18 protein-coding genes are annotated in these 16,660 nt (G+C 44.8%); 2 read left to right on the top strand and 16 right to left on the bottom strand.

Features of this window, described 5'->3' with window-relative positions; all coding sequences use genetic code 11:
• Positions 1–6: 6 nt before the first annotated feature.
• The gene (locus IGI73_RS02005) at positions 7–2,079 is read right to left on the bottom strand and encodes a DNA topoisomerase III (RefSeq protein ID WP_005227252.1); all 2,073 of its coding nucleotides are present in this window, start codon (positions 2,077–2,079) and stop codon (positions 7–9) included.
• On the bottom strand, positions 2,012–2,389 hold the full coding sequence (locus IGI73_RS02000; protein ID WP_005227251.1) for a DUF1033 family protein: 378 nt from the start codon (positions 2,387–2,389) through the stop codon (positions 2,012–2,014). Before IGI73_RS02000 ends, IGI73_RS02005 begins: the two co-directional genes overlap by 68 nt.
• 311 nt (positions 2,390–2,700) lie before the next feature.
• Here IGI73_RS02000 and IGI73_RS01995 point away from each other — a divergent pair, with 311 nt between their 5' ends.
• Positions 2,701–3,561 carry an AAA family ATPase gene (locus IGI73_RS01995; RefSeq protein ID WP_142968007.1) on the top strand — a complete coding sequence of 287 codons (861 nt, stop codon included), beginning with the start codon at positions 2,701–2,703 and terminating at the stop codon, positions 3,559–3,561.
• Between the two features lie 58 nt (positions 3,562–3,619).
• Here the strand turns inward: IGI73_RS01995 and IGI73_RS01990 are convergent, their stop codons facing one another.
• Positions 3,620–3,910, bottom strand: a complete 291-nt coding sequence (locus IGI73_RS01990) for a hypothetical protein (protein WP_258317235.1) — start codon at positions 3,908–3,910, stop codon at positions 3,620–3,622.
• A 198-nt stretch (positions 3,911–4,108) separates the two neighbouring features.
• Positions 4,109–5,227 (bottom strand): tRNA 2-thiouridine(34) synthase MnmA, encoded by a 1,119-nt coding sequence (gene mnmA / locus IGI73_RS01985; RefSeq protein ID WP_026008140.1) that lies wholly within the window; start codon positions 5,225–5,227, stop codon positions 4,109–4,111.
• 412 nt (positions 5,228–5,639) lie between these two features.
• Between mnmA and IGI73_RS01980 the strand changes: the two genes are divergently transcribed.
• The gene (locus IGI73_RS01980; RefSeq protein ID WP_060792381.1) at positions 5,640–6,353 is read left to right on the top strand and encodes a C39 family peptidase; all 714 of its coding nucleotides are present in this window, start codon (positions 5,640–5,642) and stop codon (positions 6,351–6,353) included.
• 86 nt (positions 6,354–6,439) lie between these two features.
• Here IGI73_RS01980 and IGI73_RS01975 read toward each other — a convergent pair whose 3' ends face one another.
• The 12 genes from IGI73_RS01975 to argJ all read right to left on the bottom strand — a co-directional run bounded on the left by IGI73_RS01975 (position 6,440) and on the right by argJ (position 16,608).
• Complete coding sequence (locus tag IGI73_RS01975) at positions 6,440–6,958, bottom strand: Asp23/Gls24 family envelope stress response protein (protein WP_005227237.1); 519 nt, start codon at positions 6,956–6,958, stop codon at positions 6,440–6,442.
• A 56-nt stretch (positions 6,959–7,014) separates the two neighbouring features.
• Complete coding sequence (locus IGI73_RS01970) at positions 7,015–7,209, bottom strand: DUF2273 domain-containing protein (RefSeq protein WP_005227236.1); 195 nt, start codon at positions 7,207–7,209, stop codon at positions 7,015–7,017.
• Between the two features lie 11 nt (positions 7,210–7,220).
• Positions 7,221–7,784 (bottom strand): alkaline shock response membrane anchor protein AmaP, encoded by a 564-nt coding sequence (amaP, locus tag IGI73_RS01965; RefSeq protein ID WP_060792382.1) that lies wholly within the window; start codon positions 7,782–7,784, stop codon positions 7,221–7,223.
• Positions 7,785–7,989: 205 nt separating this feature from the next.
• Entirely contained in the window at positions 7,990–8,595 is a 606-nt protein-coding gene (locus tag IGI73_RS01960; protein WP_142966922.1) for a metallophosphoesterase, read from the bottom strand.
• Between the two features lie 41 nt (positions 8,596–8,636).
• Positions 8,637–9,482, bottom strand: a complete 846-nt coding sequence (locus IGI73_RS01955) for an aldo/keto reductase (protein ID WP_086294474.1) — start codon at positions 9,480–9,482, stop codon at positions 8,637–8,639.
• A 177-nt stretch (positions 9,483–9,659) separates the two neighbouring features.
• The gene (locus IGI73_RS01950; RefSeq protein ID WP_005232263.1) at positions 9,660–10,001 is read right to left on the bottom strand and encodes a DUF1831 domain-containing protein; all 342 of its coding nucleotides are present in this window, start codon (positions 9,999–10,001) and stop codon (positions 9,660–9,662) included.
• 68 nt (positions 10,002–10,069) lie between these two features.
• Entirely contained in the window at positions 10,070–11,209 is a 1,140-nt protein-coding gene (locus IGI73_RS01945; RefSeq protein WP_015508865.1) for a cysteine desulfurase family protein, read from the bottom strand.
• Between the two features lie 199 nt (positions 11,210–11,408).
• Positions 11,409–12,362 (bottom strand): mannose-6-phosphate isomerase, class I, encoded by a 954-nt coding sequence (gene manA, locus IGI73_RS01940; protein WP_170920124.1) that lies wholly within the window; start codon positions 12,360–12,362, stop codon positions 11,409–11,411.
• Between the two features lie 45 nt (positions 12,363–12,407).
• Complete coding sequence (locus IGI73_RS01935; protein ID WP_438759022.1) at positions 12,408–13,424, bottom strand: serine hydrolase domain-containing protein; 1,017 nt, start codon at positions 13,422–13,424, stop codon at positions 12,408–12,410.
• Positions 13,425–13,623: 199 nt separating this feature from the next.
• Entirely contained in the window at positions 13,624–14,445 is an 822-nt protein-coding gene (locus IGI73_RS01930; RefSeq protein ID WP_428206877.1) for a VOC family protein, read from the bottom strand.
• Positions 14,446–14,620: 175 nt separating this feature from the next.
• Positions 14,621–15,382: an acetylglutamate kinase gene (argB, locus tag IGI73_RS01925; RefSeq protein ID WP_015508861.1), complete on the bottom strand. Its 762-nt coding sequence runs from the start codon at positions 15,380–15,382 to the stop codon at positions 14,621–14,623.
• Positions 15,383–15,417: 35 nt separating this feature from the next.
• A complete protein-coding gene (gene argJ / locus IGI73_RS01920; protein ID WP_034857838.1) occupies positions 15,418–16,608 on the bottom strand; it encodes a bifunctional glutamate N-acetyltransferase/amino-acid acetyltransferase ArgJ in 1,191 nt (396 codons plus the stop codon).
• Positions 16,609–16,660 lie beyond the last annotated feature (52 nt).

Raw genomic sequence — 16,660 nt, 5'->3', positions numbered from 1 at the left:
ATGCAGTTATTTCTTCTCCATCGCAGCTTTTAAAGCAGCTGCTAATGGGCTTTCTTGCGGTTCTTCTTGATTGATTTTGTTCATCAAGCGGCGTTCTTCGTGTTTCGACAGCTTTTTGCTGCGTTCCTTTTTATCCGCCATTTTTTCGGTGGTCCCATCGAATTTACAGCGGAAATAGGCGCCGTTTTTGCCTTCGATGATCTCCATCTTTCGGTGGCATTGCGGGCAGCGTCGGTTTGAAACTTTCGGGTCTTTCCGACGACGGTACTTGCAGGTGCCACTGGAGCAAACATAGATCTTGCCATCACGGGTATTTTTCTCCCGCAAGGGTTCGCCGCATTCGGGACACCGTTTTTGGGTCAATGAGAAATCTTGGTACTTGCTTTCGCTTTGCTTGATTTCTTTGACCAGTTGTTTTGTGTCTGCTTCGATTTGTGCGAGGAAGGTTTGGGCAGAATAGGTGCCTTTCGCAATGGCTTCCAGTTCCTTCTCCCATTTTTCCGTCAATTCTGGTGTCACCAAGGATGGATTGACTAAGACTAACAGCTGCTTGCCTTTTGGCGATACTTGCAAGCCGCTTGGGGTCCGCTCCATCAGCTCAGATTTGATCAGCTTTTCAATGATCTCCGCACGGGTTGCCGGCGTACCAAGACTGTGTTTTTCCATTTTGCCTAAAAGAGTTCCTTCATTCAACGGTTTCGGTGGTGTAGTCAACTCTTTCTGGATGGTAAACTCAGGCTTGACGGTACTGCCTTTTTGCCAAGCCACATCACTGGTTTCTTCTTCAGAAGTCGTTTTCCATCCCGCTTCTAACACGGTATTGCGGTTGAATACAAAGGTTTCTGAACCAAAGGTCACGGTCACTTTCTGCTGCTGCTTTTTATGGGGTTTCGCAAAGAGCATTAAGAAACGACTAACGATCATTTGATAGATCCGTTGTTCATCGGTAGTTAATTTTTCATAACGTGCCCGCTGTTCCGTTGGCAATAGGGCATGGTGATCGGTAACTTTTTTATCATTGAAGACAGCTTGCTGCACCACTTGTCCGCCATTTTTCAAGTATCCTTTGACTTCTGGGGCAAAATCCGCAACTGCCTGCAGGCGTTCCTTCATGGTTGCCTTCATATCATTGGTCAAATACTTGGAATCCGTCCTTGGGTAAGTGACGATTTTATGGGTTTCATACAAGCTTTGAACAAGCGACAAGGTCTTCTTGGCTGAAAATCCATAACGCTGATTGGCTTCTCGTTGGATCTCGGTCAAATCGTAGGGCAATGGTGCACTTTCTGTTTTGACCTTTTCTTCGATCGCTGTCACGCGACCATTTTGTTGACTCATTTGCTTGACCAATGCTTCGGCGTCGCTGCGTTCTTTTAGTTGATAGGGATTTTTTTGCTGCAGGCGGGCCTTGGCATCGCCTACGTTTAGGGTAATCACATGATAGGTTTGCGGACGGAAACTCTCGATTTGCATTTCCTGACTGCGCACCAAAGCTAAGGTAGGGGTTTGGACCCGACCCGCACTAAGATTGTCTTGATATTTGACCGTCAATGCCCGGGTGACATTCAACCCTACCAGCCAGTCGGCTTTTGCCCGCGCAAGGGCGGAGTAGTAAAGATTGTCGTAGTGCTTGGCTGACTGCAATTTTGCAAAGCCTTCTTTGATGGCTTTAGGGGTTTGCGAAGAAATCCACAAACGTTTGACTGGTTTGTCAAAACGAACCCACTCCAAAATCCAGCGAGCGACTAGCTCCCCTTCTCTTCCCGCATCGGTAGCGATCACGACTTCCCCGACATCTTTTCTTTGAGCCAGTTGTTTGATGGCTTTTAGTTGATGACCGGTTTTTGGTAACGGCTTGATCCCGATGGACTTAGGGATCATCGGTAACGTTTCCATCTGCCATGATGCCCAGTCTTTGTTTAAATCTTCAGGCATTTTCAAGCCCAATAAATGACCAAGGGCCCAAGTAACGATCGCCTTGGGTCCTTCGTAATAATTTTTATGTTTTTGCTCACAGCCCAAAACTTTGCTGAGGTCTTTGGCAACGCTTGGCTTTTCCGCTAGAATTAGTTGTTTCATAAAAATCTTTCCTGCTTTCATCGACGACTTGCTGATATTCTTTAAGCAATGCCAGTCCAATATATTGTTGGAGGTAATCGTCGCATTCTTCGCACCAGCGTTCGTCTTCTTCATTCCAAAAAGCCGTCATAAAGTTTGATTTTGCATTTATGTACGAATACTCTTCTCTGATTTCTTGCCATTTTTGTTCATAAAATGACTGCGCCTCGCTGAAAGTTGCAAATGTGAACGCCTCTTGAATATCTGACTGCCATCCCTCAAAAAACCACCACGGTTCATTGTCCCCATACATGACTACTACTTGATACATTCCATTGCTCCTTTCACGATTCCTTCCTCATATTAGTCACTTTTACTTAAACTTGCAAGGAATAAGTTTCAGCATTTAGACATTGCTTTAAAAATTCATTAAACCCTCGTTTTTTTGTACGATTTATCGGTTGTTTAAGATTACATCATTTCTATGCCCCTATAGTCTAGCACAGATGTTTCCTGTTGTGAATATAACATCAAAAGATTAAAAAAATATCAAACAAGATTTATTTTAACCTCGTAAAAAAAATTTGTCTGCGATGGATATGCTACAATAATGACAATCACGAAATTGCCAGGAGGTGCCCCATGTATCTCGAACAAATCACTTTTCCCGATCAAGAGACCGAGTTTGATTTTTTCCTTTCCATCAAACGAACCGTTTATGATTCTTACTACCCTTTTCAGATTCTCAGTGCCCGCCTTTTTCAGCAGATCGATTTTGAGCCGGTCACGATCTTATATGGCGGCAATGGTTCTGGCAAAACCACCGCATTGAACGTGATTGCCGAAAAGATCCACGCGCAGCGCTTTGCTGCGTATAATCGCTCGAATTTTTTCGAGGACTACTTAGCCTACTGTACTACTGGCAGCATCGACGAACCGCAAGAAAAAGTACTTTTGACCAGCGATGATGTCTTTGATTACATGCTGGCTATTCGAAATTTGAATCAAGGGATCGATCATCGCCGAGAAGAAGTATTCCAAGAATACTACCAAGCAAAGTATGCAGACTTTCGTTTCACGGGTTTTGACGATTACCATGAATTGAAGAAAATCAATCTTGCACGATCCAACACACAGTCCAAATTCACCCGCAAGCACTTGATCGACAATGTCCGAGAATATTCCAATGGTGAAAGTGCCTTTCGCTTCTTTCAAGAAAAGATTCGTCCCAACAGCCTTTACTTATTAGATGAACCAGAAAATTCTCTTTCTGCTGAGCGTCAGCTGGAACTGGTGCAGTTACTAGAAGATTTTGTCCGCTATGAGCAGTGCCAATTCATCATTGCTACCCATAGTCCTTTCGTTTTATCTTTAAAGGAAGCCAAAATCTATGATTTGGATCAAACGCCCGTCGATGTTCGGCAGTGGACCCAGTTAGCCAGTGTCCAGCAGTATTACCGCTTTTTTCAAGCACACCAAGCCGAATTTGATGATCGGTCATGAGCAAAGTAAACCATTTTTCGCCAAAGATTTCTTTTGGCGGCTTTTTTTTCCGCCACACTCACACAAAGACCAAAATCAAATTGATCAGCGCAATAAAGAAGGCGACCACTCCCGCAATTTTGCCCCACTTGACTTCTGCTTGATTATACTGATCGGAATGCCCCGCAATTTGAGAGGACAAAAAGTAGAACTTTTTAAAAACAAGCAAATACCCGGCTAAACCCAATAGTACGGCTAAGGCAAGATGGTTGATTTGACTTGAAATGACCTGAGTCTGATGAAGCATCACCACCCCTACGACACTAACGACAAACCCCGATTTCATGAGATTGGCTTTTGTACGATTCATGATCCTCCTCCTTTCTTTTAAAAATGCCAATGCATCAAAAACATTCATTTTCTATCTAAATTATAGCATAATTTGACTATTTTTTTTAAAATGGAAAGCGCTCGCTCTATTCGGATTTTCGAATTGATTTATAAAAAGCCCTAGCTAAGTGCAACTGATTGGTTCAGTGTTCTTAGCTAGGACTGATTGTGTTAGTGGTTAAACATATTGTAATTCTTTGGCTTCTTTGTAGGCTGCATCGATCAAACCGCCGCCCAAGCATTCCATCCCGTCATAAAAAACGACTGCTTGTCCAGGAGTGATGGCGCGTACTGGTTCGTCAAAAATCACTTCTGCTCGATCTCCATCTAATAGACGCACCGTTACCGGTACATCTTGTTGACGGTAGCGGAATTTTGCTGTGCATGAAAATTCCGTGCCGCGGTCTTGTTCTGTAGTAAAGTGGATTTGGCTTGCTTCCAAGCGATCTGCATACAAAGCGGGGTGATGGAATCCTTGTCCCACATACAAAGTGTTGGTCGCTAAGTCTTTTCCTACGACAAACCATGGTTCTTGAGTGGCACCGCCGCCGCCAATGCCTAAGCCTTGACGTTGTCCGATGGTGTAGTACATCAAGCCATCGTGTTGTCCTTTGACTTCGCCATCTAATGTAACCATATTGCCTTTTTTCGCTGGCAAGTAATTACTCAAAAATTGTTTGAAATTCTTTTCTCCGATAAAGCAGACACCCGTGGAATCTTTTTTCTTGGCTGTTGCTAGACCTGCCCGTTCAGCGATCGCTCGTACTTCTGATTTTTCCATGCCGCCTAGTGGGAACATGGTTTTGCTCAATTGTTCTTGTGACAATTGGCTTAAGAAATACGTTTGATCTTTGTTGTTATCCACGCCTCGCAACATATGAGTTACGCCGTTTTCATCAACAGTCACTTGCGCATAATGGCCAGTTGCTACATAGTCGGCACCAAGATCCATCGCATAATCCAAAAAGGCTTTGAACTTGATTTCCTTGTTACACATGACATCTGGATTAGGTGTCCGTCCGGCACGGTATTCTGCAAGGAAATATTCAAATACACGGTCCCAATATTCTTTTTCGAAATTCACTGAATAATAAGGAATCCCGATTTGCGCAGCCACTTTGGCTACGTCTTTGTAGTCTTCTGTTGCGGTACAAACACCGTTTTCATCGGTATCATCCCAATTTTTCATAAAGATCCCGACAACATCATACCCTTGTTCTTTCAGCAAAAGTGCTGTTACTGACGAGTCTACCCCGCCACTCATTCCAACCACCACACGGGTGTTTTCGTTAGACATGATCGTTTCACCATCATTTCAATTATAGATTCTGAAATCATCTACGATTTGAAGGTCGCAACTTTTCAGTAATTTGCATTATACAACAAAACACAAAAAAGTTCACTGTTTGCTGTCTTTTCTTATAAATTCCTTTTTTAGAAAAGTCATCTGGAGGATACCCGCTGTCCGTTCTCCCCCCATTCAGCCCAATAGAAGAAGCGCTGCTTTTTGTGTATCTTATCGACAGCCGTCCAAACGACTCCCATTGTTCAAAGACAACTAGATAAGTGAATGCTAAGAAGCCGCATTTTACCTTTTAAACGGTCGTTTGTCATAAAATCGTATGGAATTCTTCAGGAAATGTAGAAATGCCGCTATCAGAAAAAGACTATACTTCTTTTAGATACTACTTTACGAGGAGGGGCATTTCATGAGATCACACACAGGGATATCGAAAACTAGGAGAAACGACGGAAAGAAAAGAAAGAGCCTTGCGCTACTACTTTTTCTCATCGGTGGTATTTTTGTCATTCATTACGTGATTGATCAGGTCAGGGATGCTGCGTTTGATCAGACAGCGCTTGTCTCAAAAGAGTTCACTCACCAAGCCAATCAAGCGATTCAACAAGCGATGGCAGACACGCAGCAAGTGCCGTTGATTGTACAAGCCGATCAACGCTGGGGCAATGACACATATGGATATGGAGAAACGCAAAATACGTTTGCAGCAAACGGGTGCGCTATTGCTTCTTTAGCGATGATCGATTCTTTTTGGACGGATCATCCGTCGAATCCTGACAAACTATTAAAGTGGGCTGGCGATCAATTTTATCTTCCCAAACAAGGAACGAGTTGGCAAATCTTTCCTCAGTTTGCCGAAGCTTTTGGTTACCAATTTGCCGATTTAGGAAGTTCCTTTGCGGCTGCCTATGAGAAAATGACACAAGGCATCCCCGTTGTGGTCTCGGTTCAAGCAGGAACCTTTACGACCTCAGGACATATCATGGTATTGGCTTTGAACAAAGAAGGAGCGATTCAAGTATTCGATCCTAATGATTCCCCCGAAAAAGCCCATTATGAGAAAAGCTATCCTAACGATGTCTTTCAAGCAGAAGGAATCCATTATTGGAGCTTTTGGCTTTGATGTTCTGATCGGCTGAAGCTGCAAAAACACACCATTTTTGCGACAAAAAAAGACTAGCCGAAGCTAGTCTTTTGCTTATCTTACTATTATTGAACGCGTGGTTCGTTGTTTTCTTGAATACGCGTCGTTGTTCGGTTGAAGGCACCTTTGGCTTTACGTGTTTGTTTTGACGCAAAGTCGCCAGTTGTTTCTGCCGCACTGCTTACTTTGTCTTGAACTGTTTCAGAGTCTTTTTCGAATTGTTCACGTGTTTTGACATCTGCTACGTTCACGTTTACTTCGATGACGTCTAAATTCGTCATTTTGTTGACTTGTGTTGAAACAACCTCTTTGATTTGGTCGTAGATCGTGGTCATGTCGCTGCCGTATTCTGCAACGATATCAAGATCGACTGCCACTTGTTTTTTCCCAACTTCAACGTTGATCCCTGAAGTCACATCATCGGTGTTGACTAATTTACCTGCAATATTTGAGAAGAAACCGCCATCGACTGTTAAGAGTCCGTCTACAGATTCTAATGCAATGCCTACGATTTTTTGAATCACTTTATCTTCGTAAGTTAATTCTCCTTTAACACCTGTTGTTGGTTTTGTTTGGTTTTCCATCGTACATTCCTCCTACTATAATCTTGATATAAATTAAACTAATAATGTTACCAAAGTTAACGGCGCGGTCTTTGAAATTGTTCAAAGAATCCGACTTCTTTGAGATAAAATCCCAGATACATACCTAGTGCCGTAAACAGCACCAGCAGTATGGTTTTCAAAAAGCCGATCGTTAGAAACAGGATCGCTAGGATCAAACCGAAACCTGCAAAGATAAGCGGGATCTTATAGTGGTAGAACCATTCACTCATACCTGTTCCTCCTAAACTACACGCGGCTGGTCATGGGCTGCTGGCGTTTCTTGCGTATCTTTTAAGACAACTTCCGTTTGGATATTGCTTTCGATACCGAAAAGCTGCTGCAGACTGCTGCTGATCTCACCAACCAATGCTTCTTGTTTTTGCGGGATGGCTGCTGTTTGTTTCATTTCTCCATCGATTTTTACGGATACTTTATTCTTGACGATTTTGATTTTTACGGATGGCTGATGGATGAAATCTGCTTGTTTCACCCGTTCAAGCACAAAATGCTCTAACGCCTTCTTCTGAATCACTAAATCGCCTGTCTTATGGGAAATGATCAAGCGGTCCGAACGTTTTGGATAAAACAAAACGACAAAGAGCGCGATCACGGTAAAAATGGCAAAGCCAACAGATAACCAAAAGAGCAGCATACTCATGGAAGATCCGACCCAAGGATATTCATCCAAAGGAATCAAGTAAACAGGCAATGAAGCCGCTTGCTGATTGGCGATGATCCCAAAATAAAAGACAAGTAAGAGTAAAAGCAATCCGATGATAAAAATCACTTTAGAAATCTTACGCATTGGCAACCTCCTTTACTGCTTTCTACTTAAAGCATACACATTTCTTAAATATCCATCAAATAATAACTCTTGGAATCGATTATTTTTTACATATAAAGTTTATTTTTATCAAAAAAATTTCCTTAATCAAAGCTTGCTGTCAAAGTCATCACAAAAAAAGCAAGCCGCCCAAATCTGTTTGGACGCTTGCTTTTTTTGTTATCTGTTAACGAGCCAGCTTAGTAAGTTCTTGTTGTTTTGCATGATACAACACCGCCAGTTCATTTTCGGAAACTGGCCGACCAAAAGGACGCGGCTGTGGCAGAAACGCCAATTCTGGTGCATCGACTCCTACGTTGAGATTCTCAGCGATCGGTACACTGTGATGATGAATGTGCCCATGCAGATTGCGGCTGTTTTTGGTGATCCCCAGCAGCATAGGATAATGGGTCAGTATAAATTGCTGATGAGCAAACTTCAGCAAGACACCGACATCTTCAAACGCATACTTTTCGGCTCCCAAACAACCAGGATCATGCTTGCGCAAGTACGCAAAGAAAGCTCTGGTATCATGATTGCCTTTGATAAAAACGATTTTGCCCTGCAGCTGTGCTAACAGCGCAGCAATTTCTGGAAAGCCCGCTTCGTAGTCAGGGTGCATCGCGACATCCCCTAAATGATAGACGACATCTTTATCCGCAACGACCTCATTCCAGCTGGTGATCATCGTTTCATGCATTTGCGTCACTGTCTCAAAGGGGCGTGGGGCAAAGTCATTGTCCCCGAGCAAGGCTGCATGAAAATAGTGGGTATCAGACGTAAAAAATTTCATAGTCGCTCCTTACCTTGGTGCTTTTTCTGTGATCAGCGTCTTTAAATCATCGCTAACGGCTGCTTTTTCGTCGGTGCAGGAAACCGCGCATCGATTGCTGCCAATTCGCTTTGGGAAAAAACGATTTTGCAAGCTTCAATGTTCTGCAGCATATGCAGCGAGTCACTGGTTTGGGGGATCGCTAAGACGTGGGGTTGTCGAAGGGTCCATGCCAAAAGCAGCTGAAAGATCGTGCAGCCTTTGGCTTCTGCCAGCTCTTTCAACACTTCATCATTTTTGAAGTGGTGCCCTAGCCGATCGCCTTGAGCAATGGGTGAGTAGGCAATCACAGGAATCTCAGCCTCTGCCTGCCAAGGAAAAAGATCGTATTCGATCCCCCGGGCACCTAAATTATAGAGTACTTGGTTGGCGGCACATTGATCGCCGTTTTCTAACCGCAACAGCTCCTCCATATCTGCCACGTCAAAATTAGAGACGCCCCATGCACGAATCTTTCCAGAGGCTTTGGCAGCTTCTAGTGCGTCAACTGTTTCTGCTAACGGCACATCTCCTCGCCAGTGGAGCAGATACAGATCAAGATAGTCGGTGCCTAAACGCGCTAAGCTGCGGTCTAAAGCTTTCGGCAGTTCATCTGCGGAGGCATTCCAAGGATAGACTTTTGAAATCAAATAAAGATCCCCTCGTGTAAAGGGCTGGATCGCCTTGCCAACTAGCGTTTCTGCGTTTCCCTCGCCGTACATTTCTGCGGTATCGATGACAGCCGCTCCAGCTTTGATGCCCGCTTGCAACGCATCGATCTCGGCTTTTTCCTTGGCTGGGTCATCCCCCATATGCCAAGTCCCCATGCCGACGGCTAGCACTGATTGCTTGTTTAAGGTTCGTTTCATCTTGATTCCCTCTTTCTCGTCTTAACTCATCCTGTTCCTGCGAACACCTAGGGTTTGTTTTCTATAGTATAAAAAGAAACCGCCAAAGATACAAAAGAAGTGTATCAATCCCATGCCTGCTTGGCGGAGTGACACACTTCTTGCCCTTTGAATGATATAGCTGCTTTTGGCAAAAGCTTACGCTTTGACAAACAACCCGCGGCTGATAAAACCATCCATTAAAAAGTAAAATTTTTCTTGCAGCATTTTGTGCTGTTCATCTTTGAAAATGTTGACTGCTTTTAACCCATTGGCTGTCGTGATGGACATCTTGAAGGTTTGCAGATCTTTTGCAACAGTGATTTTTAATTTAAAGCCTTCTTTGCTTTGGGGTGTTGCTTCAAGGCCGCGAATCAATTGGAAGTTGCCGCCGTTCGTTTCTGTAAAGCCATTGTCCCGCAACGTATATTTTTTTGCTTCAGGAGCAATGCGGTATTGGGTTGCTGCGCCTAAAACGGTTGCTGTTGTTTCAAATGCCATGTTCTTCACCTCTTTAACATCATTTCTTTCATTATAAATAGTTTTCAGCGAGATTGCTAGCTGTTCTCCTACTTTTTCGTGGCTAAGACAGTTTCTGCTAATAGCTGAGCAAATGCTTCGATTTCCGCCAATGTGTTACCATAGCCAAAGCTGACTCTGACCGATTCCCGAATAGCTGGATGCTCTTTGCCCACCATCGCTTCGAGCACATGGGAGGGCTCCACATTGCCCGCCGTACAAGCGCTGCCTGTCGAGATCGCAGCCCCTTTTAAGTCCAATTTCATCAGCAGCAAGTCACTGCTGACACCTGGGAAACGCAGATTCAAAATATGCGGCAATTTGTGTGCTGGATCACCATTCAACTGAACATCGACGCCTTGTGCTGCTAAGGTCTCCATCAGCACATCGGCAAACGTTTGATATTGTTCCGCCGCTGCTTGCTGCGCTTCGGGGGTATGCAAAGAAGCTGCTTTGGCCATTCCCATGATGGCTGCTAAGTTTTCCGTCCCTGCTCGCCGTTTTTCTTCTTGCTCGCCGCCATGGAGTAGCGCAGGCAGCGACAAGCCATCTCGTTTATACAAAAAGCCGATCCCTTTTGGTCCGTTGATTTTGTGAGCAGAAATGCTTAGAAGATCAATACTGTTTTCATTGATTTCAAGCGGGATCTTGCCATAAGCTTGCACGGCATCGGTATGAAACACGGCGGGATGCTCCCGTAAAAGGGCCCCAATTTCTGCAATCGGCAGCAAATTGCCCGTTTCATTGTTTGCCGTCATTATGGATACTAAAATCGTATCGGGACGTAAGGCAGCCTCAACTTCACTGACGGCCAATTGCCCCTTTTGATCTACGGGCAAATAGGTCACCTCAAAGCCTAAGCCTTCTAAATAGCGCATACTCTCAATGACCGCCGGATGTTCGATCTGGGTCGTAATGATATGTTTGCCTTGTGCTTGTTTGCTAAGGGCTGTACCGATGATTGCTGTATTATCACTTTCGGTACCACCACTATTAAAAATGATCTCATGTTCTTTGACTCCTAGCTGCTGAGCGATCGCTTGACGAGCCAATTCTAATTGGGTGTGGGCGTCTCGACCATAATGATGAATGCTTGATGGATTGCCAAAAAATGTCTGCATCGTTTCACTCATCACTTTGATCACTTCTGGATGCAGCGGTGTCGTTGCTGCATGATCTAAGTAAACCATTCTTTTCACCTATCCTTCATTACTGCCATTATAACAAATCTTCCTCAGACGTCTATCGTGAGTGTCCATACGAAAAAACCTGTCAGTCAAAAGCGGAAAAATCGCCAATGATGACAGGCAGCTGAACGAGTTCAGCCTTACGAAAAATCAGGAACGTGTGCTGTTTTGCTCGTGCGGCTCACGTCACTTACTGATCGTTTTATTTTTTTCCAGGTTCAGAGGCAATGACAGTCAATTCACCAACCAATTCCCATTTCTTGATCGGGTTTGGCAAAATGCAGCTCGTGCCCATTTTTAGTTCATAGGAATGACCGTCGATCATCAAATGCCCATACCCATCGATCACGGTCATCAAGGTATAATCGGCCTTTTGTGCCAACGATAATTTTCCACGTACTTCCCACTCATACACATTGAAAAATGGCGTTTCAAGATAGGTAACGACTGCTGATTGTCCTTGTTTGACCTCACGGATCGATAATTCTGGCGTCCGTGCAGGAATCGTCGTCACATCGATCGATTGTTGGATATGCAGCTCCCGAGTTTGTCCTTGATCATCGGTACGATCATAGTCGTACACCCGATAAGTCGTATCCGAGCTCTGCTGGGTTTCCAAGATCATGATCCCTTTTCCAATGGCATGGATCGTTCCGCTTGGCACATAGAAGAAATCGCCTTTTTTCACAGGGACTTTTGTTAACAAATCATCCCAACGACCCGCTTCGATCATTTCCGCAAGTTCTTCTTTGGTTTGGGCATGGTGGCCATAAATGATTTCCGCACCTGGTTCGGCATCAATGATGTACCAGCATTCCGTTTTCCCTAATTCCCCTTCATGGGCTAACCCATACGTGTCATCAGGATGGACTTGAACGGATAGATCATCTTCCGCGTCTAAAATTTTAATTAATAATGGAAAGACTGGTTCGTCTGAATGACCAAATAGTTCTTGATGGTCTTGCCAAAGATCCGCCAATGTTTTGCCTTTAAACGGACCATTTTCAATGACGCTCACCCCATGAGGATGCGCACTGATCGCCCAATCTTCACCGATCTTGTCGCTCGGTAAATCAAAACCAAAAACAGAATGCAGGCGACTACCGCCCCAAATTTTTTCTTGAAAAACAGGTTTCATAAACAATGGTTCCATAATTGTTCCCCTCTCTAGTTGTTCGTGCATATTATAGCATGAATCCGCTTATTCGGCAGTTTCTTTTAAGTAACATTGCAGGATTTCGTCACGATGACCCAAATAGCTTTCTCGATGATCCACTGGATGGACCCGATTCGATAAGAAAATAAACGCTTTTTTGTTAGGGATATCTACTGCGAGAAACGTGCCTGTATAGCCTGTATGAAATAATTGATACGGTGCACCTAACAAGTCCCAACCATAGGTGCGAGGCTTTGTGCTTTCAGGTGTCTGCCTGTGAGCCAGCGCCTGCATGACTTTTTCTGAGAAAAACGGCGCTCCTTGCTGCTGACCATTTGCCAGTAACAGTTGAACGAAAAGCGTCAAGTCATCCACGGTAGAAAACAACCCTGCGTTGCCGGCATGGTTTCCCAACACCCGTGCCTTAGGATCGTGGGTGATTCCTCTAAGGATGCTGCCGTCTGGCTGCTGCTGGGTAGGCACGATCATTGGCAGCTGTGAGGGAGGAAAAGGCGGAAAGCCGCTGTTCTTCATGCCTAAAGGCGTCAAGACTTCTTCTTGAAAAATCTCGGTCACTGGTTTTTGATACAGCTCCTCCAATAAAAAGCCCAGCAAAATCGTCCCAGTATCCGTATAGTTGACCGTTTGACCGATCGTATCACTGCTTTCAAGCTGCAAATACGCCTTGCGCAAGGCAGCAGCATCCAACTGGTCTCGATGAGGAATCCACGTGTTGATGGCTGCCGTATGCGTCAGCAAGTGCTTGATCGTTACCCGATCGTCTTTAAACGCTGGCAGCCAACGAGTAAGCGGCGCCTCCATCTCGATTTTTCCTTGATCCCATAATTTTAACAGAACACTCGTTGTACAAACGACTTTAGTCAATGAGGCTAAATCAAACAAAAGATCTTTCGTCATAGGTTCGGTTTTCGGAAGAAGCGCTGCCTGTCCGAATACATGGGTCTCTTGGGTTTCACCAGCGATAAAACGCAGCACCGCTCCTGGGAAAACGGTCGGCATTTTTTCTTGAATGAGCTGTATTGTTTTTGGGTACATTGTCATCGTTCCATACTCGCTCCTTTCAGGCTTGTCTTGCTTCTAACTTTAGCACTTTTTAGCAGCAAACAAAACTCGTTATCCCCTTTTTTCCTCCAACTATCCGACTCGATCAGCTAGTCGATTCGCTTGCTTGGTTTCTTAGTCATCAAAAAACATCGACTACTCAAAAGAGTTTCCGATGTTTTTTCTTATCTATTTAGATTTATTTTTTAACGATAAACCACCATTCGATACCGATCGCATCGTAGGTCGTCAACAACTTCCGTTTTTTGTCGATGAAGAACTCTTGGTTCTTCTCAGACAAGTGCTTTTCCAATGTATCGATATCTTCTTGACTGATGGAGATTTTCAAGAAGTCTAAGCCAAGCACCTCATGGGTCGGCAAATCGATCGTACCACCTTGTGCTTCAGCCAAGCCGACTTGGAAGTCACCATCATTGAGGATAAATTCCTTCGTTTCGGCTTCTTTTGTTTTCAAGCCTAAGCTTTCTTCTAAGAAAAGCTGCTCTTTGGCTAGATCACTGACGTTTAAATACAGCTTGCCAAAATGAGCTTCTTTTGATAAGCCAGCCGCTTTTGCAGGTGCCGCTTTGATCAATTCTGCTTCGTCTTTTGGTACCGCAGTTCCTGCGGGTGCTGTAAATAAGACTTCAATTTTGTTCCCTTCTGGATCAGCTATAATAAAGCCTAATTGATTCGCTTCATAACGAGCTTCTTCGAAAGCAATCGCTTTTTGTTGGGCATTGCTCGCGATAGTTGCCGCTTCTTCTAATGAGGATACGGCTAAGACGATGCGCTGCATTTTTTTGATCTCGCCGAAGTGATCGTTGGCACGCGGGCTTTCTTCCAACCATAAAACTTCTCTATCTAATCCTTTTAGACCAAAGATGGCCAATTCATTTTCTTCTCTTTTCAACTCAAAACCAAGTACATCCCGATAAAAGGCAATCGCTTGATCGCGGTCTTTTACCCGGATTGCAACAGTCAGCAACTTCGTACTGCTCCCCAATAAGAAATCTGTCATTGTTTCTCCCCCTACTTACATATGTACTCATTGTACTGATAAAACGAAATTCTAGCAAATGAAATCCCTACCTATTTTATTCTTTTTTTAGAGAAAATAAGAAGAAAAGCACAGAAAAGTCAGAATTTTGCATTTTTATGAGTAGAGAAGAGGCATTTGGGTGTTGCTAATGGCTTCAGCTACAGACAGCTGCGGCTGGACTTGCCGCGAGGATCTGGGTTCCTAAACGATCGATTCGATCGGTGATACAAACGGCAGCTACCCCTGCTTTCAAGGCTTTCTGCGCACTTTTTAGTTTTGGCAGCATGCCGCCTGTGACTACTTCTTCGGTGATCAAACGGGGGATCTCTTCAAAAGAAACAGCTGATAACCACTGGCTTTCTTGCTTGATCCCAGGGACATCCGTCAACAAATATAGTTTTTCGGCTTGTAAACTAGCAGCAACCTGACACGCTACTTCATCGGCATTGATGTTCAGCCATTGCCCCTCTGGGGTAATTCCTAGCGGTGCCAGGATCGGGACATGTTTTTTCTCTGTCAAGAGCTTCAGGAAAGCAGCGTTGATTTGTTGAACCTTCCCCACCTGTCCTAATTTTTCTTCATCAATGACTTCTCCTTGAATCAGTTGATCACAGCCAGCATTCAGTCCTACGGCATGGAACCCAGCTTGCTGGAAAGCGGTCGTGATCAGCGGTTGAACTTGTCCCAAAAGGACCATTCTAGTTACTTCAAGCGTCTGGGGGTCGGTCACCCGCAGGCCGTCTTTGATCGTGACTGTCAACGCCATTTTCTCCATCATTTCTGAGATGTAGTGACCACCGCCATGGACGATGACTACTTTTTTGCCCGCAGCTTGCCAGTCTGCTATCGTCTCAAAGAATGACGGGGTTAAATTGTCTGAGGCGACACCGCCGATTTTTACTACGATCGTTTCCATCTACTCGCTCCTTTTTGTCTAGTACCTGATTTCTTTCAGGTATGATATAGTGCGTTGATTTTCACATAGTCATACGTCAGATCACAGCCCCAAGCGGTGCCAACACCTGCCCCTTCTTTCAGCTCGACAACGACTTTGACTTCATTTTCCGCCAATTGTTCTTGCATGATGGTTTCGTCAAAAGCTACCGGTGTCCCTTGGACAAAGACGGGAATGTCGGCTAATGCAATCGATACCGTTGCTGGGTCGATCGGCTGCCCACTATAGCCCACTGCACATAAGATACGCCCCCAGTTCGGGTCTTTGCCAAAGAGGGCTGTTTTGACCAGTGGCGAACCAACGATGGTTTTGCTGATCATTCGGGCTGCTTCATCGGTCACAGCTCCACTCGTGTGAGCTTCGATCAATTTGCTGGCGCCTTCTCCGTCCTTTGCAACTGCTTTGGCTAGTGCGGTCAGAACTGCTTTGAGCATCCCTTTAAACTCATGATAAGCTGGCGTGTCAGCTTCAATCGTTGGATTTTTGGCTAACCCGTTGGCTAAAACTAACACCATATCATTGGTGGATGTATCGCCATCGACCGTGATTTGATTGAAGGTAACGTCGGTTAATTCTTTCAGCAGTGCTTGCAAGAGTGCTGGAGCGATCGCCGCATCCGTCGTAACAAAGGCCAGCATCGTAGCCATATTGGGATGGATCATACCAGACCCTTTGGCACAGCCCGCAACAGTCACCGTTTTGTCAGCGATCGTTGATTGGATGACACTGCTTTTTTCAGTCAGATCCGTCGTCAAAATCGCTCTTTGAAATCGGTGGGCATCCCCTTGCCTGTTTAGTTGCTGAATCCCTGCAGTGATTTTTTCCATCGGTAAGCTCTTACCAATGATCCCGGTGGAGGCTACCGCAAAGGCTTCGGGACTCGTATGCAGCTGGGCTGCTGCCAATTCTGCCATCTCTTGTGCATCTTTTAAACCTTGCTCCCCGGTACAAGCATTGGCATTGCCCGCATTGACGATCACGCCTTGCAAGGTGCCTGCTTGCATTTTTTCCTTTGTAACGAGAATGGGTGCCGCTTGTACTTGATTGGTGGTAAAGACTGCCGCAGCACTGGCTGGCACTTCAGAGACGATCCAACCAAGATCGACTTTCTCTTTCTTCAGACCGCAATGCAGACCGTCGGCAAAAAAACCTTTGGGGGTTGCGATCGTTCCTTCGATTTCTTTCATTTTCTTTCCTCCTACTGCCACCTTTTTGCGGATTGTCCACTGGCTGACACGA

The sequence above is a fragment of the Enterococcus sp. DIV0755f genome, assembly GCF_051713725.1.
Classification (GTDB): Bacteria; Bacillota; Bacilli; order Lactobacillales; family Enterococcaceae; genus Enterococcus_D; species Enterococcus_D casseliflavus.
Note: the sequence above shows the minus strand (reverse complement) of the source record. Positions and strands in the feature narration are given on the sequence as shown.